This window comes from Paremcibacter congregatus, from assembly GCF_006385135.1.
In the GTDB taxonomy this organism is placed as follows: Bacteria; Pseudomonadota; Alphaproteobacteria; order Sphingomonadales; family Emcibacteraceae; genus Paremcibacter; species Paremcibacter congregatus.
The window spans coordinates 409,234-428,038 of record NZ_CP041025.1 but is presented as its reverse complement, the minus strand read 5'-3'; the positions used below and the strand labels follow the sequence as shown (position 1 = coordinate 428,038).

Below are 18,805 nucleotides of genomic sequence, written 5' to 3'. Positions count from 1 at the left end.
AGAGGCTTTGGCAAATATTCCAAAGCCTCTATTTCACTTTCAGGAGGGACCCATGCGGCAGTTTATTAAAAAGTTACACTCCCACGAAAAAGGTGCTACGGCCATTGAATATGGTCTGATTGCTGCCCTGATCGTCGTCGCGTCCATTGGCGCCCTCAGCGCCATGAGTTCCACCGTTGTGACCAACTTCAACGATACCTCATCAAAAGTCAGTAATGCCATGACCCCCTAACCCCTTTTGGTTCTCCACGATCCACCGCCTTATCCGGCACACCAGGCGGCTCCCCCTATCCCCATTAACCATTTCCTCATTTTTTAATCTTAGTATTCCAATGAATTAAGTAATACAAGATTTAGGGATACTTGCGTGTGTTAACCATAATAGTCATCGCATTATTTGTGATTTTAATGCTTTGGGCAGCCTATAGCGACCTTACCAGCTATACCTTGTCCAACAAACTGTGCTTAAGCGTCGCGCTGCTTTACCCCATCTATCTCCTGAGCCGCTACCTGGATGGCCAAATGCTGCCCTGGTCCACAGTGCTGCTGGCCCTCGCCATTGCGGCCCTGATCTTCATTGTTTTTGCAGTCTTATTCGCCCTGAATATTATGGGCGGCGGTGACGTCAAACTGATTCCAGCGGTCGCCTTATGGGCCGGTCCCACTTACAGCTTGCAGTTCTTATTCCTTATGGCCCTGATTGGCGGCGGCATTGCAGCGGTCATTCTTCTGAATAATCGCCTAAAAGCTTCAAAATATTACAAATCTTCAGAAAATATAAACCTCTCCGTGGCAGAAAAGAATGAAAGTGCGGTTCCTTATGGTGTTGGCATTGCAGGCGGTGGAATTTATGTCGCCTATAATTTGGCAACAACATTGAACCAGTTTACCGCGATAAGCCAAGGCTGAACGGAACGAGCAAGACAGGAAATATATAGATGAATATAAATATAAGAAGCGTTGTCCTTATCGGTGTTGCCCTTGTGGTAGCGATTCTAACGGCTCTTCTCGCGAGAAGCCTGATCAGCTCTCCCAAAGAACAAACCGCCAGCACACAGGAAATCATCACGCAGGTCCGCGAATCAGATATGAAAATTCTGGTGGCCGCCAACAACCTGTCTGTTGGTCATTTCATCAAACAGGAAGATATGGTGTGGCAATCCTGGCCAGATGAAAGCGTACATGAATCTTATATCCAGCAGGATGCTGAAGTGACACCCGAATCCTTTTTAGGCGCCGTTTTGAAAACCAACATTGCGGCCGGAGAACCCATTCTCTCAGGCCGTCTGGTCAAACCCGGAAACAGAGGATTCATGGCCGCCGTACTGCCAAAAGGCAAGCGCGCCATCTCCATCCGGATTAATGCCACATCTGGCAATGCCGGCTTTGTCTTTCCCGGTGACCGGGTCGATATTCTGCTGACCCACCAGATTGAAACCAGCGGCACAGAAAAAACCGCCCGGATAAGTGAAACAGTACTTAAAAACGTCCGTATTCTGGCCATTAACCAAAGCACAGACAACCCGACACATACCCCGGCTGTTGGACAAACCGCTACTCTGGAAGTAACGCCAAAAGAAGCGGAAAAGGTTTCTCTGATCAAAAACATGGGCGAACTGACCCTGATCCTGAGAAGCCTGGGCCCTGATGAGAATGATGTTCAGCAAACCGCCGGTGATGACAGAACCATCACTTGGGACAGCGAAGTCAGCAGCCAGGTTTCTTCAGGCGGCGGCAGCGTGGGCCCCACTGGCCGGAATGTATCCGTCAAGGTCTTCCGCGGCAGCAGCGCCAACTCTGAAAATGTCGACTTTAATAAATTACTGAATAAGGCAATCGCACAAAAACAATCCGCGAATGACGACGAGGAATCAGAAGAATGATTAACCCAGTAAAGACTTACACCTCTATTCCTTTAATGAAACATCTCCTGCGTTGCAGTGTGATGGTCGTTGCCGCAGCCACATTATGTGTCAGCGCCCCGATGTCGGCCTCTGCCGAAAAGAAAGTAGAGCAAAACAATATTGAAGTTGGAAAAGGTACCTTGTTGAGATTCAAGGAACCAGTCAATAATGTCTTCATCGCCAACACCGCGATCGCCGACCTTCAGGTTAAATCCCCGACCCTGGTCTATATTTATGGCAAGCAACAGGGGGAAACCAATCTTTATGCGGTCACCGACGACGACCGGGTGATTTATGAAGGCAAGATTGCCGTTAATCATAACCTCGGCAGCCTCGAAGCGGCCCTGAGCCACGTCATTCCCGACGCCAGCATCCAGGTCCAGTCCTATGAAGGGCTGCTGCTGCTGACCGGCAATGTCAAAAGTCCGGAGCAAGCCGAAGACGCCCGCCGCATGGCCGAAGACTTCATTGGCAAAGACAAGACCATCATCAATAAACTGCAGATCGCCACCCCGGTTCAGGTCAATCTGCGGGTGCGCATCGCCGAGATCGGCCGCGATACAAAAAAACAGCTGGGTTTCAGCTGGGAGAATCTCTTCGCCAACGGCAGCACCGCCATCGGCGTGGTCCAGGGCGCAAATGTTATTGATCTTATTCCTGATCCCACCGGCATCACCAATAATCTGATAAAAGAATTCGCCGTACAGGGCCGGGGCCTGAACAGTTTGTTTGGCGGCTTCCGCGCGGGTAATTTTGACATTAACTTCATCATCGATGCGTTGGAGACGGAAGGCGTTCTTTCCGTTCTGGCCGAACCAAACCTGACCACCCTGTCCGGAGAACCCGCGAACTTTCTCGCCGGGGGTGAATATCCCATTCCCTCCCTTGACGAAGGCCAGGTGGTCATCGAATATAAGGAATTCGGTATTTCCCTTGATTTCACCCCAGTGGTGCTCGACGATGGCCGGATCAACATGCACATTAAACCGGAAGTCAGCCAACTGACCTCCAACGGGGCGGTGACCATCCAGGGCTTTAATATTCCCGCCCTCAGCACCCGCCGGGCGGAAACCACCATTGAACTGGGCTCTGGTCAAAGCTTCGCCATTGCCGGTCTTTTGCAGAACAGCGTCAATCATGACCTGACGAAATTCCCATGGCTCGGCGATATTCCCATTCTCGGCACCCTGTTCCGGTCCAGCAAATACAACCGCCAGGAAACCGAACTGGTGATCATCGTGACGCCCTATATCGTGCAGCCCCACAATGGCGGCAGCATGCCGATGCCGACCGATGGTCTGGAAATCCCCAATGACTATGACCGTTATATCAAAGGGCAATCCTTCACCACCCGTAAACCCGACATCGCCCCGCCTGCTCAAGGCAAGAATGGCCACACCCTGAAAAGTGCCGCTGGCTTCATTCTGGATTAAAGGACAGATATAATGACAAAGAATATTATTCATATCATACTGAAAAGCCTGTCTGGTTTATCCTGCCTGGTGATTGCAGGCTGTGCCGGTTCATCACACTATATGGATGGTGACAGCCATAAACGTAATGAGGTTCAGATGGTGCGCATTCCCCATGTGATTACCTTCGGCCCCACCGCGCATGAACTGTCCGCAACCGAAGTCGCACGTCTCGACCGCTTTATGATGACAAGCCACGTGTCATATGGGGATGAACTCAGCATGGATTTCCCCTTGACCCGTGATGGCCAGCTTACCGAACAGGATCAGGAAAGACTTACCGCCCTCACCGCACTTTTGAAAAAGCGCGGTCTGCATCTGGCCCCGAATGTAACGCCTTATGGCAGCAGTCCAGGGAAACATCAGGCCCGCCTGCTGGTCTCCCGCTATGTGGTCACGCCACCACACTGTGGCGACTGGTCACAGCCTTCCACAGATAATTTCAACAATGCCCCTCTGAAAACATTTGGCTGCGCCTCACAGGCACAACTTGGCCTTATGGTCGCCAATCCACGGGATCTGGTCGTCGGTAATGCCAATAACCACCCCAACGCCGAACAGGCCGCCAGAGGCGTCAAAGGATATCTGACAAAACCTGCCACAACGACAACTGCTACAAGCACAAAGAAATAACGGAAAAAACCATGAGCATAGCGTCATTACTCAAATCAGAAGAGACCGCCGTCAGTGAATTCGAGGCTTATGTGTGCGATGATCAGACCACGCAGGCCCTTGTCCCTGTTCTCAACGAGCGGGAATGGCATACATCCAATATCAAGAATGGCGGAATCGAAAATGCTATCCGCACCCTGGCAACCGCCACATCGCCAAGATTCCTGGTCGTGGATCTGTCCAAATCCTCCTCGGCTATGGATGATATGAATGCGTTGGCGGAAGTCTGTGAGCCCGGCACAATGGTCATTGCCATTGGGCAGGAAAATGACATCGAACTATACAGAAACCTGATCGGCTCCGGCGTCCAGGAATATCTGGTGAAACCGGTTACCACAGACCAGATCCGCGAATCCATCCTCGCGGCGGATAACGCCATGCGTCTGGCCAGTGAACCGGAAGTCGAACTGAATGAAGATGAAACGGACAAGCTGGTCGCTGTCGTCGGCATCCGTGGAGGCGTTGGCGCCAGTACGGTCGCCAGCAGCTGCGCGTGGATTCTGTCTCACGATATGAAACGCAATACCGGCCTTCTGGATATGGATATATACTTTGGCACCGATGCGCTCACCTTTGATCTGGAACCAGGTCGGGGATTGTGTGATGCCCTTGAAAACCCCAGCCGGATTGATGGTTTGTTCATTGAACGGGCCATGGTGCGCGAAAGCGAAAATCTTTCGATCCTCGGCGCGGAAGCGAGCCTCAACGAGCCAACCTACACCGATCCGGCCGCCATGAGCCATCTGCTGTCAGAATTGAAACATAACTTCAGCTATATCGTACTCGATCTGCCGCGCAATATGGCGGCGGAATATCCGCTGATGCTCTCGGAAGCCGATGAAATTATTCTGGTCACCGACCTGAGCCTTGCCGCCGCCCGCGACACCATTCGCTTTCTGGCCCTGTGTAAAACAGTTGCCCCGAGTGCGACAATCAAGATTTTGCTGAACAAGGTCGCTGGCCCCGGCATGGTCGAGGTCGACAAGAAAGACTTTGAGGCGTCGATTGAGCGGGCCATTGATTGGGAAATTCCCTTCGATCCGAAGCTTATGGTTCAGGTTTCCCGATCCGGCAAACCTCTGCCCCAGGCCGCGAAAATGAGCAAGGTTGTCAAGGTGTTGAAGTCCATCTGCGACGATGTTACCGGCAACAAAGAAGACACCGCCAAAGGGTCCATTTGGTCAAAACTGGCCCCGAAAGCAAAAAAATGACCTGTGATCTGAAACAGGTCACAAAAACAGTAAGCAACTTTTGTGAGATAAAATGAAACCGGCCTTTGGAAAAAAATCAACTGCAGATAACAAACCGACCGTTATCACAAAAAAACCCGGCGCACCTACTGGCTTCGGCAAGGGGAATGGCGTTGCCTCACTCAAGGATATTCCCAAAGCGCTCGCGGTTAATGCCCCCAGTGTGTCAAATGCCAATATGGTGGACCGCGCCTACGAGCTGATTGAATCAGTTATGCTCGAACAGATGGATCCGGCCGTCGCCCGTGACATGGAACGCAATGAAGTCACTCAGTTCATTGAAGGTCTTATCGACACAGAAACCGCCCGTCATCACATCGACCTGAACGAACTTGAACGCCGCGATCTGATTACTGTTCTGCTTAATGAACTTCTGACGTCTGACAGCGTCCCGAAAAAAGACCCTGAACCCGCCGAAGAAGGCGGCGAAGTCATCCGCAAGCGCAAAGAAGCCAAAAAACAGACCAACGAACAGATACAGCAGGTTAGCCAGGACAGCATCATGGATGCCAAGGACCGGCTGCAACCCTTGCTGCTTGAATATATCGACGCCTCCGCCGCCAACGAAATGGACCGCTCCGAACTGGCGGAACAGGTCAGCGAGGCCGTCAATGAATTGATGGTTCAGGAGAAGATTAACCTCAACCTGCGGGAACAACGTGACCTGGTCAACATGCTGTTGCATGACATGCTCGGCCTCGGCCCTCTTGAGCCTCTTCTGAGTGACGAAAGCATCACCGAAATCATGGTCAACGGGCCAAAACAGATCTACATCGAGCAGAAGGGTAAACTGACCATGTCAGATGTCACCTTTCGCGACAATCAGCATCTGTTGAATATCTGTACGCGCATAGTGACCGCCGTCGGACGTCGCGTCGATGAATCGACGCCGATTTGTGATGCCCGTCTGGCGGACGGCAGCCGGGTGAACATCATCATCCCGCCGCTGGCCATTGACGGCGCCTCGATCTCCATTCGTAAATTCGCTAAACAGAAAATCACTCTTGATCACATGATCGACTGGCAAAGCATGTCTCACAAAATGGGTACGGTGCTTAAAATCGCCGGCGCCTGTCGTCTGAACATTCTGATTTCCGGCGGTACCGGTTCGGGGAAGACCACCATGCTCAACGCCCTGTCGCGCATGATTGATGTCGGCGAACGCGTGGTGACCATTGAAGATACCGCCGAGCTGCAGATGCAACAACCCCATGTGGTGCGCCTTGAAACCCGCCCGGCCAACCTGGAAGGCAAAGGCGAGATCAGCATGCGTGATCTGGTAAAGAATGCGCTGCGTATGCGGCCGGACCGCATCATCCTCGGCGAGGTCCGCGGCGCGGAAGCCTTTGACGTGTTGCAGGCGATGAACACAGGCCATGACGGCTCCATGTGTACGCTCCATGCCAATAACCCGCGTGAAGCCCTGACCCGTATGGAAAATATGATCGGCATGGCCGATCTGAAACTGCCGCCCAAGGCGGTACGAGAGCAAATTTCCGGCGCGGTTGATCTGGTGGTACAGGTCTCGCGGATGCGCGACGGTGGCCGTCGTTGCTGTGCGGTGACGGAAATCGTCGGCATGGAAGGTGACATCATCACCACTCAGGATCTGTTCCTTTATGAATTTACCGGTGAAGATGCCGACGGAAAACTGACCGGCAACTTCAGATCAACCGGCGTGCGTCCGCATTTTATGGAAAAAGCCGCCTATTACGGTCTGGACAAAGCATTGATGGAGGCTCTGTAAAGCTCATGGATATTGCCAACCCCACCATCGTCATTATCGGGATCGCCATCTGCGTGTTCCTCTTGATCGCGACCCTGGCCCTGGCCGGTGGCTTACTGGGTAAACAGAACAAGATCGCTGGCAAACGCCTGGCCAAGATTAAAATGCGTCATGGCGGCAACGCGGCCCTTGCCGCGGCTCAGGCCAAGAAAAACCTGTTCGTCAAAAAAGAAGTCTCGCTCCTGGATAATCTGGTGCCAAAACCGGAAGAAATGCGGCGGCGGCTTAACAAAACCGGGCGCGACATCAGTTTCAAGAAATATGTGATCTCCAGCATTGTAGTTGGCGTGGTCGTCACTTTCTCGATGGTCATTCTGAGCGGGCTATCCTTCACCCCGAGCCTGATGGTCGGCATCTTTGGCGGTCTGTTTCTGCCACATTTATATATCAACAGGGTCATCAAGAAAAGACTGGCCAAATTCACGCTCCAGTTCCCGGAAGCGATTGATCTGATTGTCCGGGGCCTAAGGGCCGGTTTGCCAGTCACAGAATCCATTGCCGCGGTTTCTCGGGAAATGCAGGACCCGATTTCCACGGAATTCGCCATGATTTCGGATGAAATCCGTCTGGGCAAAACCATGGACGAGGCCCTGTGGTCAACAGCCAAACGACTAGATACGCCTGACTTCAAGTTCTTTGTTATCAGCCTGGCGGTTCAGCAGGAAACCGGGGGCAACCTTGCCGAAACCCTGACCAACCTGACAGATATCCTGCGGGGCCGGACAAAACTGAAACTTAAAATCCGCGCCATGATTTCCGAAGGCAAGGCCAGTGCGTATATTATTGGCTCTCTGCCCTTTATCATGTGCGGCATTCTGTCCCTGATGAACCCGGAATATATGTTTGTCATGTTCACCAATCCGCAAGGCCAGATCGCTCTTCTGGGAGCCGCAATCTGGATGGGGATTGGCGTCTTCATTCTCGCCAATATGATTAATTTTGAGGTATAGCTGATGGAAGAATATTTACCTGACGGCGTCAGCATCGAAGATATTATTACCGTAATGGCGGCGATTTCCGCCTTTCTGGTGATGCTCGCCATCTGGAGCACCGGGATCGTCAAGGATTCCATGCATGGCCGGATCAAGCATCTGCAGGACCGGCGCAGCGATCTCAAACGCGGCTATAGCGCCCCGACAAAACGCCGGGCCACCATCAAACAGGCCGGCCATTTCAGCCTGATGCAAAGCATCGTCAAAAGCTTCAATTTGTTGAAAAATGAACAGGCGGAGAAATTCCGGGTCAAATTACTTCAGGGCGGTTTCCGTTCGAAAGAATCTTTGGTGTATTTTCTGTTTTTCAAACTGATTTTACCTTTGCTTATTGGCGCCGTCGCCATGGTGATGATTTACGGCTTTAACATGTTCGATCTTAAGCCGATGATGAAAGTTCTCGCCAGTGGCGGGGCAATCCTGGTGTCTTCCATTCTGCCGGAAACGATCCTGAAGAATATCACCATCAAGCGCAATACAGCCATGCAGAGATCCTTGCCGGATATGCTGGATCTTCTGGTCATCTGCGCCGAGGCCGGCCTGACCCTTGACTCCGCCCTGCAGCGGGTGGTCAAGGAAATGGGGCAGACCGGTCCTGAATTGGCGGACGAATTAAACTATACCGCCGTCGAACTCGGTTTCTTGCCGGAACGGCGACAGGCCCTGAACAATCTGGCCGATCGTGTGACCCTTCCGTCTGTGCGTTCTGTGACGGCGACCCTGATTCAATCAGAGAAATACGGCACCCCGCTGGCCCAGTCGCTGCGGGTGCTCTCTGCTGAATTTCGCAATGAACGTATGATGAAAGCCGAGGAAAAGGCCGCCAAACTGCCCGCGACCATGACCATTCCATTGATCCTGTTTATACTGCCGACCCTGTTTGTCGTGTTAATCGGTCCCGCAGCCTGTCAGCTCAATGGTACCATCGCCTAAGGGCGGAAAGACAAACGACATCGATGACAAAACAGATGCATCTTGAAGACCCGCAAGGAGAGCCATTCACTCTTGATATGATGAAGGAGCTCTTGACATGAGGCAAAAAAACAACAGGATCACAGGTGGTCTGCAGACCTTTCTGCGACGATTACGACAACATCAGACCGGGGCTGTTCTGATTGAATCCGCCTTTGTCATACCGGTGATTGCATTGGCGACCATCGGTACTCTGGAAGTGGGCGTGACCATGCTCAGTATTGTCATGCTGGAAGGCGCCATCTCGGAAGCTTCCCGGGCCGGGATGACCGGGGCCACGGAAAACGGCCAGACACGCGAACAATATATCAACGACCTGTTGAAAGAAAAAACCTTTGGCATGATCGACCTGAATAATCTGGTCATCACCCAGAAGGTCTATGAGGAATTTGCCGATGTCGGCACCCCGGAACCTTTCGCCGACAACGACGGTGACGGCATCTACAGCCCCGGCGTTGACGCCTATACGGACATCAATTGCAATGATAAATGGGATGACGAGGTCGGAAAAAAAGGCGCGGGCGGTCCCGGCGAAGTCGTCATGTACAAGGCTGTGTATGACGCCAATTTCATGACCGGGTATTTTTCACATATGATCGGTGACGACGACGGAAAAATGCAACTCAGCGCCAGTACGGTCATTCAGAACGAACCTTACGGCACCCCGCCCCCTGGCTGTGTTGTCGAAGTAAAAATGTGAGGGAGGGAATCATGCTGATACACCTTAGAAACCTCGTCATTCCGCGTTTCATGCAACGTCTGAGGCGTTCTGATAAGGGCACGATGTTGATTGAATTCGCCTTTCTCTTTCCGATTACGCTGATCATGCTGCTGGGCGGGTTTGAGACCTTCCGGTTACTTATGGCCCACCGCAAAGCCAATATGACAGCCATGTCCATCGGTAACCTGATCAGCCAGAATAAAGTTCTCAGCAACGCGGCGGTCTCGAACATATTTGATGCCGTTGACAACATCATGCAGCCTCTGGAACTGAAGGGCAACGGACAGATATTAGTGTCTTATGTCATCGGGACAAATACCGGCACGACCATCACCCTGCAATGCCGGGGCACAGCCGATACGACCTACGCCAGCAAGATCGGGGCGGTCAACAATGAGGCCGACCTCGCCCGACTGCCCGGAAATTTCACCTTGGCGGAATTTGAAACGGTGGTGGTTTCCGAAGTGGTTTATCGTTATAAACCCGTAATCATCAATCTCAGCGGCTGGCTGAACAACAGCATGTTTGCCGCCCATGATGTGTATCATGTCGCGGTTCAGAAACCCCGTTACGGTGAAGTCCAGTTTACGTCCGGCTGCCCGTAACCCCTCTGTACCACTGACTTTATCCCGGCGGGTCCGTCGGGATAAACAGGCTGCGTTGCCACTTTCCAGACAAAATAGTTAACAAAAGGTTAATTTTTTAGTTGATTCCGCGAATCATATGAGGGATGATTCCTTCTAATGATTTGACTCTGGAGGCAAAATTTCATCCGCCTGAAGAGAAAGATCCATAATTTTTTAGTATATTCGCCCTAACGGATATTGAGTATTCGGATCATGAAAGTTTCTGTAATTGACAGCCAATCTGCCGGACATGGCAGAATCTCGGACCCCGATATTCTGACGGGTTCTCGCTATGAGCAAGAATTTGGTCTGTTCGATTCCGTCTTTCACGAGGTCAGCAACGCCATCGTCATCATCGCCCGGGACAGTGAAAGCCAGTCTCCGGTTATATCCGACGTCAATCACCACTTTGAACTGGTCACTGGCCATACCCTTGAACAGATCCGCAGTAAAAATCTGTATGATTTTCTTGGCGACAATTCAACGAGCCCCGATCGTCAGATCATTGAGCAAGTCATCCACAGTCGCCAGTCTGCGGTTTTTTTCTGTCCGTGGATCACCGCCACCGGGAAAGTACTCGACATCAATATGACCATCCGGCCTTTCACCAGTGAAGAGGACGATTCCCGGTTTATCTGTGTACTGCGGGAAAACAAACCCGAAAACAAAAGCCGTGATCAGGCCGCCCGGGAAATCAAGCGCAATCTGCTTGCCGCCATGCACCATAATTTCCGCACCCCTCTCAACGGTATTCTTGGCTATTCAGAAGTTATCATGACTGAAATGCTCGGCCCCGTCGGACAGGATTCCTACCGTGATTACGCCCGGGACATTCATGGCGCCGGACAGGATCTGCTGCAGTTAATCGACAATCTTCTGGAACTGAAGGAACTGGAAACCACGGAATTCGAGCTCCACGAGGAACGGTTCACCCTCATCGATCTGCTTGCCGGATGCCTGAAGAAGGTTTCCCCTGATGCGGCCAAGGCCAACATCCATCTGTCAAGCAATGTCAAAGAAGACTTCCCCGTCATTTACGGTGACAAATGCCGTTTACAACAGGTGGTCCACAGCCTGCTGACCAATGCCCTTAAATTCACCGCGTCCGGCGGCAAGATCACCTTGTCCGCCGAACTGGCCGCCGACGGGTCCTGTATCATCAACTGCGTGGATAATGGTGTTGGCATGCCGTCACAACAGCTCGCGAAGGTCTTCAGCCACGATACCCATCTGTCCGACATCTATTCCAATCCAACCGTCGGCATCGGTTTTGGACTGTCTTACGTCAAACAGATGATAGAACGTCATGGCGGCACCGTATCAATCATCAGCGCGCTTGGCCAGGGCGCAAAAGTCAGTCTGCATCTGCCGGCCCGCCGCCTGGACTAGTTCTGGGCTGGATCTGGCCTGGACTGAATCTAAGCTGGGCATGAGCCGGATCTGGGCCGCTTTTGTATCGGTCGATAAAATAGTCGACCTGCCCTCTTGCGTTGCCCGGCCCTGACCACATATAATACTGGCGTATACCCCAACCTTAGCTGTAACGATCAGGACAGAACATGAGCACGCCCCTTAATATGATTTCCGCCAATGACCTGCGGACCGGTTTAAATGTATATTTTTCCCAGGAGGGGGAAGCCACGACATGGCATACGGACGCCGCCAAGGCCAGCGTTTATGCCGAAGACACCGTTGAGGCCGCCTTTGCACTGGCGAAAAAGGATATGGACCAGAATGTGGTCGTCGATTGCGTCATCGTGCCCGTGGATGAGAATCATACCCCGTTGACCACCCGGGAAAAAATTCGCGCCGGTGGCCCATCCACCGCTTATGGGGCGCAATAATACAATCGCGTTACACCATCAGGAGAAGGCCCCATGCTTGTCATCCAGATTTATGCCGATAATCCCCTGCGGAATTTCAATTATCTGATCGCCTGCCCAAGCAGCCGGGAAGCCTTGGTGGTCGATCCGCTGGATGTGACACGGTGTCTTGCGGCCGCCAAACAGCATGGCCTGAAGATCACGAAGATTCTCAACACTCATGAACATTGGGACCATATTGACGGCAATGAAGAAATGCGCCGCCATACCGGGGCCCGGCTTTACGCCCATAACGGGGCCATGGGCGTGATTGATCATGTGGATGTCGGCCTGTATGCCGGTGATACCATCGCCGTCGGCCAAAGCATCAAATTGAAGGTTCTCGACACCCCCGGTCATACCAGAAGCCACGTATGCCTGCTGGCCAACAGTGCCGTGCCGGGGCTATTTTGTGGCGACACCCTGTTTAATGCCGGCGCGGGAAACTGTCATAACGGTGGAAATGTTGATGATCTCTATGATACCTTTTCACAACAGCTGGCCAAGCTGCCCGACAATACGAAAATATACCCCGGGCATGACTATATCCTCACAAACCTGAAATTCACCCTTGATCGGGAACCGGGAAACCGGGCGGCCGAGGATATGCTAAACATGTTGCTGGATCACGATCCCCATAACGCCTATATCACCACCATGGCGGAAGAGCGCCGGATCAACAGTTTTTTCCGCCTCGACAGCCCGGTGATTATTGATAAACTCAAATCAGAGGACCCCGACTTCTCCGCCGCGCCGTCCCCAAGAGACGTCTTTACCGCATTGAGAGCGCGACGCAACACCTGGTAACTGCCTCCCGGCAGGGTCTAAATGACCTCTGGCAATAAAATCAAACGTATGTTAGATTTTAACCGCACCCACTGTTAAAGGCCGCATAACCTGATAAGGCCCCGAACCACATAAAGGAATGAGACATGAGCCTCGAAGATCTTACCTCCACCATCCGCGGCAAAACAGACGCCATGGACGCCAACGGCAAGAAAGTTAAAATTGACCTGAAAGGTGACGGCTTTATTTTCATTGATGGCACGACCAATCCACCTACCGTCAGCAATGACGATCTTGATGCCGATGTCACCCTGACCCTGAGTGAAGATAATTTCGAAGGCCTGATCGACGGCTCCCTCAATCCCCAGATGGCCTTTATGATGGGTAAACTGAAGATTGACGGCGATATGGGTCTCGCCCTGAAGCTCGGCGAGCTCTTCGGCTGATCCTCTCTGTCCCAAACGCAAAAAAAAAGGCGCCCCCTCAGGGACGCCTTTTTCATTATGCTGTCAGATTAAGTTTTATTTCAATGTAATCAGAACCCGACGGTTTCTGGCTTCCCGCACCCCGTCTTCTGTCACGACTTCACCGGCTGTTTCACCAAAACTTTCCATGGTAATGACCCCGGCGTCAACGCCCGCATCAATCAAGGCCTGCTTCACAACCGCCGCACGGGCCAGAGACAGTTTATCATTATAGCTGTCCAGACCGGAACGGTCCGCATGGCCAACAACCTTAATTTCGATTTCCTTCAATTTTCCAGCTTCAGAGGCGGCTTTGCTGATAATATCCTGCGCCTGTGCCGTAATGGCTTTACTGTTCCAGTCAAAATAAACCACATAAGGGCCCATATCGACCTCAGGTCCCGCGGCAGGCTCCGGCATCGGGTCTGGCGCCTGAACAGGTTCTTCAACAACTGGCTCCGGCACAATCTCTTCTTTTATTTCCGGTGCGGCCGCGACCTCAATCGGTTGCGGCATTTCTGCTGCCGCCCGTTTTGAATTACCGCCAAACCGATAAGTCACACCCATCATAATATCATGAACGCCGTAACTGGCCTTGAAGCGGTTGCCAAGATTATCCTGCAGACTGGCATCGGCGGTGCCCAGGAAACGGTATTTAAGCGACATTTCAAATGCATTGGCCAGCGGCACCCGCAATCCGGCGAACATCTGATAGGCGAAGACGCTATCCTTGTCATGGGCAAAAGCCCCGCCGGCAGTCGCCAGGTTTTTCATATTCAGATCGCCAAGCCCCAGACCGGCCCCAATGAAAGGCTCCACTTTATTATCATCAGAAAGCGCGGCGAAATCATACACCGCATTGACCATGTAATGGGTCAGACGAGATTTTCCTGTCGTCGCATTCACAGACCCGCCGCCAAGCCCAAGTCCCCCGTCATTGGTGATGGCGAAGCGGTCCGCATTATGGAAATGTTTGCCAATTTCACCTTCCAGACGCCAGACGCCAAAATCATACCCCATGGTTCCGCCCAGAGCCCAGCCATCATTGAAATGGCTTTGCAGGTCCAATGTGGAGCCTTTGGCTTTTTCCTTGCCCAGAATGCTGTATGAACCATCAATACCGGCATACCAGCTCCCCTCATCGGCAACCGCATTACCACTGATCAATGCAACCCCGCAAACTGTGCTTAAAATAATTTTCCTCATTGTTTTACCCTCTTTGGTCTTCAAATTTGGCGGCACCATACCGCCCATTTAATTAAAATTCTATATTTTCATTATCCGGTAAAATATGGCGCTATTGGGACATGACAAAATAAGGCGTTACAGGGCTGCAATCAGCCCGTGATATCTGAGCGCCGCCAGAAGCTCAGTAAGGGCCAAACGCGCCTCTGTGTCTATGATTGCGCCCCCAACCGGATCAGAAACAGCCCCCTGCTGCGGCCCGACCACCTGCTGTCCTGAAATTTCAAATGACAGACCCGTGACCTGCCCCTTTCGCCACAGTCCCGCCACATATCTCGCGGTTATATTCTGGTCTTTCACCCCCACGCACATGCCCTCAAAGGGAGCGTAAAAAAGCCACCCTCCCCCCATATATTGCGCCACATGGTCCTCATGCCCGGCCCAGTCCCCACTGGCGCCACTGGCGACCAGCCACAATCCGCCCGCCATCGGGGTCAGGGGCGGTTCGCTCAGGTCAGCCGTTTCCACCACCGGCTGCACCAGTGCGTCCAGCTGGTTCAACGCCTGATTATGGCTGACCTCTTTTTGCGCCTGACTGGCGATAATATAAGGCATTTGCAGCCGCGGGGTTTGATCTGTCATCAGAAGTATCCTTTCGGGAAATAGAGTGGTTACAGGGTTACGGTGAGCGGCTGCCCCCGCCCCACCGTATCGCTGAGCTGCATGATCCTGACCGTAAGGCTCGTCTGAACAGCACCAAAATCCGACACCTGCTGCGTGACGGGATAAAAGCAGGTCGGGGCTTCACTGGTCAGGGTCCGCACAGGGATCGCTGCATCAAGTATCTCGATATCATATTTTTCATAACGTTCGCCAAGCGGCACATCCGCATGATCCTGCCAATCGCCGCCCACCCGGCTGCGGCGGATCCAGAACAACGTGATATTACCCGCCCCGTCCCGCGTCGCCGTCGCCCGCACCGGAGCGAAAGGCGTCAAGACGCGGGCCTGAAACACCAGGTCAACCGCCGGGGTATCATCCAGCAGTCCGCCCACGGTCACCGCCTTCAATTTCAAGGCCCGGCCAACATCCGCCAGATTGAGCCCCGCCACCGCCACTGCCGCCGGCGTAAGCAGCACGAACGGCGCACCCGCCCCATGTCCGGCAACATAATGTTCCGTCCCGCGTCGCCCACGCAACAAATGCGTCAGGCGGAAACGGCCATCGGGCAGTTCTTCTGCATTTTGAAATTGCACGATTTCCCCTGCGACCCAGGCAAGGTTCGCCCCCCGCAACACCGCTCCCTTGTCCGATGAGGCGAGGCCGTGATCCGCCCGATCCAGCCGCACCAGAATTTCACTGGCCGTGTCCCAATAGGCGGTCGGGCCGTTACTGAGAAAATTTTCAACAATCCCGGTGACCGCCGGATGCACATGCGCCCCCAAGGGGCTGTAACTGTCCCCGCCATCCCGGGAAAGATACAACCGCGCCCCTTCCCATTTTCCCGCCCCCGCCGCCACCGCCCAAAACATCACCGGACTGATCACTTCTTCCGCCGTTATCGCCGGCATATCAAGGGCAAACAACATCGTTTCGGCAAGGTCGGGCACCGTTTGGGGCGGCACAGCACCACTGTCGGCCACCGCCACACGGTCCAGCAGCCTGGCGGAGAATTTCACCGCCTGACAGATCAGACCGGCAGGACTCAGTTCCGTTTCCTGCACCATATATTCCTGATCGCCCCCGGCCGCCGGCAAGGTAATCACATCCCCGGGCGACAGATCCGCAAAACGCGGCGGCAAAACAACCTGCACCCTTTCCCGCCCGTACCAAGCCAGGTCCAGTCTCACCTCTGACACCGCCTTGGCGGTAGAGGCGGACAGCACCAGGGCATGGCTGCTTTCCTTTACCATGTGGCTCGCCCCGGTTTGACGACGGGCCCGCTGGTGTCCGGTCTGATAATCGCGGGCCGGGTCAATAAAAGACATACCGATTTCCCGGGGCAGTTCCAGATCATGCTGCCGGCTTCGGGTGATTTTCTCCCCCGAAGTGTCGCCCTGCCCGCGCTTGACCACATCCGCATCAGCAATCATCTGTACTGCAGGTCGCCCCAACGGGCGAAACACCAGTCCCTCCAATTGTTCCACCATATCGAAGTGATAAATCTGCGCCAGTTCTTCCAGCGCCCGGCGGGATTGCACCGGTCCCGGAATCATATAACCGGCCACCCGCTGATCTAGCGCCGAAACATCAATGGCCGACAAATCGCTCAACCGGCAAATGTCCACGACAATGGTCGCCAGCGCCACATCCCCTGTTGCATCGCCCACGACCTCGAACGTCATATTGGGAATGCGGTTGGCATATTCACCAAGCGCAAGATCTTCAAACACCACATAGGCGCGTCCCTGAAAGGCGTTAACATTCTCCTGACCTTCCAGGGCCTCTATCACAGGATCTGGCTGCTGACCGGGCTGACCGGTATAAATTCTCACCGCGCCGTCGACCGCCAGTTTGCCAGCGCCATCACGCAGCAACTTGCCATCAGCCCAGATCTGGCCGACATCATGAATTTCCCGGCCGGACAACACCACCGCAAAGGAGACTGTATAGGAATATGTCACGGTCTTTACTGTCGCCCCGCCGCCCTTACCGCCTGTGCTTTCGGACGCCTCCTGGCGCGTCTCCTTCAGGCCCGATGACCAGACCACATTTCCCGGCAACCGCAGTGTCCCATATACCCGGGGGATCGCCACCCCGTAGGATGAGGTCTGCACCGTCAGGTCATTCAGGCGCGGACCTTCCTGAGTGTGGCTGCTGTGGCTGCTAAAAATCACCTTATCGACCTGTTGACCGACCATGCCACCGATCATGCCGCCGATGGGTCCGCCGAAATAGGTGCCAACGGCCGTTAAAACCAGTGATGCCATATGCTAGTCCTGCTCTTTTATGGAGGGGAAGGCGTATATATGGGTGATGCGCGCCACCCAGTCTTTGTCCAGACGATGTTCCACCACCTGGCCAAATTTTTCACAGGCATGAACCAGACCCCGGTCGGACAGGATGCCCGCATGCTCCAGGGTCCGACCGAACCGCAGGATCACCACATCTCCCGCTCGCCGGTCAGAAACCGCGACGGGCCGAAACCCCGCCTGTTCCGCCGCTCGGGAAATCGCCCGCCTGCCGGGGATTTTCCGATAGTCCCGCCGGTCAAAATATCCAAGCCGTAATGCTGTCGCCACATGGACAATCAGCCCCACACAATCTAGTCCTGTCGCCGGAATACGGCCTTGATGGCGGAACGGACAGCCAACACAGGCGCGGGCCGCCAAAAATATGGGTTTTCGCTGCAGATCACCTGTGGTCATTTGAAAAAAAATTTGGTATCACTGTTCATCATAAAAAAATATAGAAGGATTTGTTCCGCATGGACATGAATGTAATTGGGTTGCATATTCACGAATTAAGAAACCAGTGCCGCTTTATCGAGGCGAGCGTGGATATTCTGAACCAGTCAATGGAAAACCAGGCCGCCGTCGGCGCGTTTTTCGGCCTGCAGAATATCATGCTAGGCAGCAACCAACTGGCCCGCATGTTGTGGTCCCCGCGTAAAAAAGGCAAGGAACGGGCCGCCGGCCTGCGCCAGGTTCTTGAGCTGCCGGAAAAATATCCGTTGAATAACGAAAATATTCTGGCCCTGGTCGATCAGGCCGATGAAGCCAATGACCAGTGGATCGCCCAGTCCAAGGATCAATATATCCTCTATGATTTCATAGGCGATATCGCCAACAGTCGCCATAAGGATGTGGAGCCGAAGAATATCTTCCGCGCCTTTGATCCGACCACAAAAATTTACGCCTTCCGTGGTGTTAGCTATAATCTCGATGCGCTGTTGAAAGCCATCGCCGATGTCAGCAATCGGGTAAACCAGATCCATCAGCGTCTCTATCCTGATCAGTGGAAAGAAGTTGAGCCGGAAGCCCCTGTGGAAGACGCCGCCCCGGCGGAAGACACAAAAGCGGCGCCGAAAAAAACCGCCCCGAAGAAAACACCCGCCAAGAAACCTGCGGCGAAAAAAGCAGCGCCTAAAAAGGCTGCGGCGAAAAAATAATC

Annotated in this window: 20 protein-coding genes; 16 read left to right on the top strand and 4 right to left on the bottom strand. The window is 53.4% G+C overall.

The annotated features are described in order from the left end of the window. Positions 1-52 precede the first annotated feature (52 nt). The 15 genes from FIV45_RS02065 to FIV45_RS01995 all read left to right on the top strand — a co-directional run bounded on the left by FIV45_RS02065 (position 53) and on the right by FIV45_RS01995 (position 13,489). The gene (locus FIV45_RS02065) at positions 53-232 is read left to right on the top strand and encodes a Flp family type IVb pilin (RefSeq protein WP_099472441.1); all 180 of its coding nucleotides are present in this window, start codon (positions 53-55) and stop codon (positions 230-232) included. A gap of 137 nt (positions 233-369) precedes the next feature. After that, positions 370-909, top strand: coding sequence for an A24 family peptidase (locus FIV45_RS02060; RefSeq protein WP_099472442.1), 540 nt, complete (start codon positions 370-372; stop codon positions 907-909). A 29-nt stretch (positions 910-938) separates the two neighbouring features. Beyond that, the gene (cpaB, locus tag FIV45_RS02055) at positions 939-1,883 is read left to right on the top strand and encodes a Flp pilus assembly protein CpaB (RefSeq protein WP_099472443.1); all 945 of its coding nucleotides are present in this window, start codon (positions 939-941) and stop codon (positions 1,881-1,883) included. Continuing rightward, positions 1,880-3,337 (top strand): type II and III secretion system protein family protein, encoded by a 1,458-nt coding sequence (locus FIV45_RS02050; protein WP_099472444.1) that lies wholly within the window; start codon positions 1,880-1,882, stop codon positions 3,335-3,337. Before cpaB ends, FIV45_RS02050 begins: the two co-directional genes overlap by 4 nt. A gap of 12 nt (positions 3,338-3,349) precedes the next feature. Continuing rightward, a complete protein-coding gene (locus FIV45_RS02045) occupies positions 3,350-4,009 on the top strand; it encodes a CpaD family pilus assembly lipoprotein (RefSeq protein WP_099472445.1) in 660 nt (219 codons plus the stop codon). Positions 4,010-4,020: 11 nt separating this feature from the next. Beyond that, a complete protein-coding gene (locus tag FIV45_RS02040; protein WP_099472446.1) occupies positions 4,021-5,259 on the top strand; it encodes a CpaE/TadZ family protein in 1,239 nt (412 codons plus the stop codon). A 52-nt stretch (positions 5,260-5,311) separates the two neighbouring features. After that, positions 5,312-7,045 (top strand): TadA family conjugal transfer-associated ATPase, encoded by a 1,734-nt coding sequence (locus tag FIV45_RS02035; protein WP_204602171.1) that lies wholly within the window; start codon positions 5,312-5,314, stop codon positions 7,043-7,045. A gap of 5 nt (positions 7,046-7,050) precedes the next feature. Continuing rightward, positions 7,051-8,034, top strand: a complete 984-nt coding sequence (locus FIV45_RS02030) for a type II secretion system F family protein (RefSeq protein ID WP_099472447.1) — start codon at positions 7,051-7,053, stop codon at positions 8,032-8,034. Between the two features lie 3 nt (positions 8,035-8,037). Then, the gene (locus FIV45_RS02025) at positions 8,038-9,009 is read left to right on the top strand and encodes a type II secretion system F family protein (RefSeq protein WP_099472448.1); all 972 of its coding nucleotides are present in this window, start codon (positions 8,038-8,040) and stop codon (positions 9,007-9,009) included. Between the two features lie 97 nt (positions 9,010-9,106). Next, positions 9,107-9,748, top strand: coding sequence for a TadE/TadG family type IV pilus assembly protein (locus tag FIV45_RS02020; protein ID WP_139932292.1), 642 nt, complete (start codon positions 9,107-9,109; stop codon positions 9,746-9,748). Between the two features lie 11 nt (positions 9,749-9,759). After that, positions 9,760-10,374, top strand: coding sequence for a TadE/TadG family type IV pilus assembly protein (locus tag FIV45_RS02015; protein WP_099472450.1), 615 nt, complete (start codon positions 9,760-9,762; stop codon positions 10,372-10,374). Positions 10,375-10,608: 234 nt separating this feature from the next. Then, a complete protein-coding gene (locus FIV45_RS02010) occupies positions 10,609-11,784 on the top strand; it encodes a PAS domain-containing sensor histidine kinase (protein ID WP_099472451.1) in 1,176 nt (391 codons plus the stop codon). A 170-nt stretch (positions 11,785-11,954) separates the two neighbouring features. Continuing rightward, positions 11,955-12,239 carry a DUF2849 domain-containing protein gene (locus FIV45_RS02005; RefSeq protein WP_099472452.1) on the top strand — a complete coding sequence of 95 codons (285 nt, stop codon included), beginning with the start codon at positions 11,955-11,957 and terminating at the stop codon, positions 12,237-12,239. A 33-nt stretch (positions 12,240-12,272) separates the two neighbouring features. Then, positions 12,273-13,064 carry a hydroxyacylglutathione hydrolase gene (locus FIV45_RS02000; protein WP_099472453.1) on the top strand — a complete coding sequence of 264 codons (792 nt, stop codon included), beginning with the start codon at positions 12,273-12,275 and terminating at the stop codon, positions 13,062-13,064. A gap of 125 nt (positions 13,065-13,189) precedes the next feature. Beyond that, entirely contained in the window at positions 13,190-13,489 is a 300-nt protein-coding gene (locus tag FIV45_RS01995; protein ID WP_099472454.1) for an SCP2 sterol-binding domain-containing protein, read from the top strand. A gap of 75 nt (positions 13,490-13,564) precedes the next feature. On the opposite strand, the gene FIV45_RS01990 is transcribed toward FIV45_RS01995, so the two are convergent. The 4 genes from FIV45_RS01990 to FIV45_RS01975 form a co-directional block, all read right to left on the bottom strand. Continuing rightward, entirely contained in the window at positions 13,565-14,713 is a 1,149-nt protein-coding gene (locus FIV45_RS01990) for an OmpA family protein (protein WP_165776992.1), read from the bottom strand. A 117-nt stretch (positions 14,714-14,830) separates the two neighbouring features. Then, entirely contained in the window at positions 14,831-15,334 is a 504-nt protein-coding gene (locus FIV45_RS01985; protein ID WP_099472456.1) for a DUF2793 domain-containing protein, read from the bottom strand. A gap of 29 nt (positions 15,335-15,363) precedes the next feature. Beyond that, entirely contained in the window at positions 15,364-17,622 is a 2,259-nt protein-coding gene (locus FIV45_RS01980) for a phage tail protein (RefSeq protein WP_099472457.1), read from the bottom strand. 3 nt (positions 17,623-17,625) lie between these two features. After that, positions 17,626-18,060, bottom strand: coding sequence for an NlpC/P60 family protein (locus FIV45_RS01975; protein WP_099472458.1), 435 nt, complete (start codon positions 18,058-18,060; stop codon positions 17,626-17,628). Between the two features lie 59 nt (positions 18,061-18,119). On the opposite strand from FIV45_RS01975, the gene FIV45_RS01970 reads away from it, so the two are divergent. Then, positions 18,120-18,803, top strand: coding sequence for a hypothetical protein (locus FIV45_RS01970; RefSeq protein WP_099472459.1), 684 nt, complete (start codon positions 18,120-18,122; stop codon positions 18,801-18,803). The last annotated feature ends 2 nt before the right edge of the window (positions 18,804-18,805 follow it).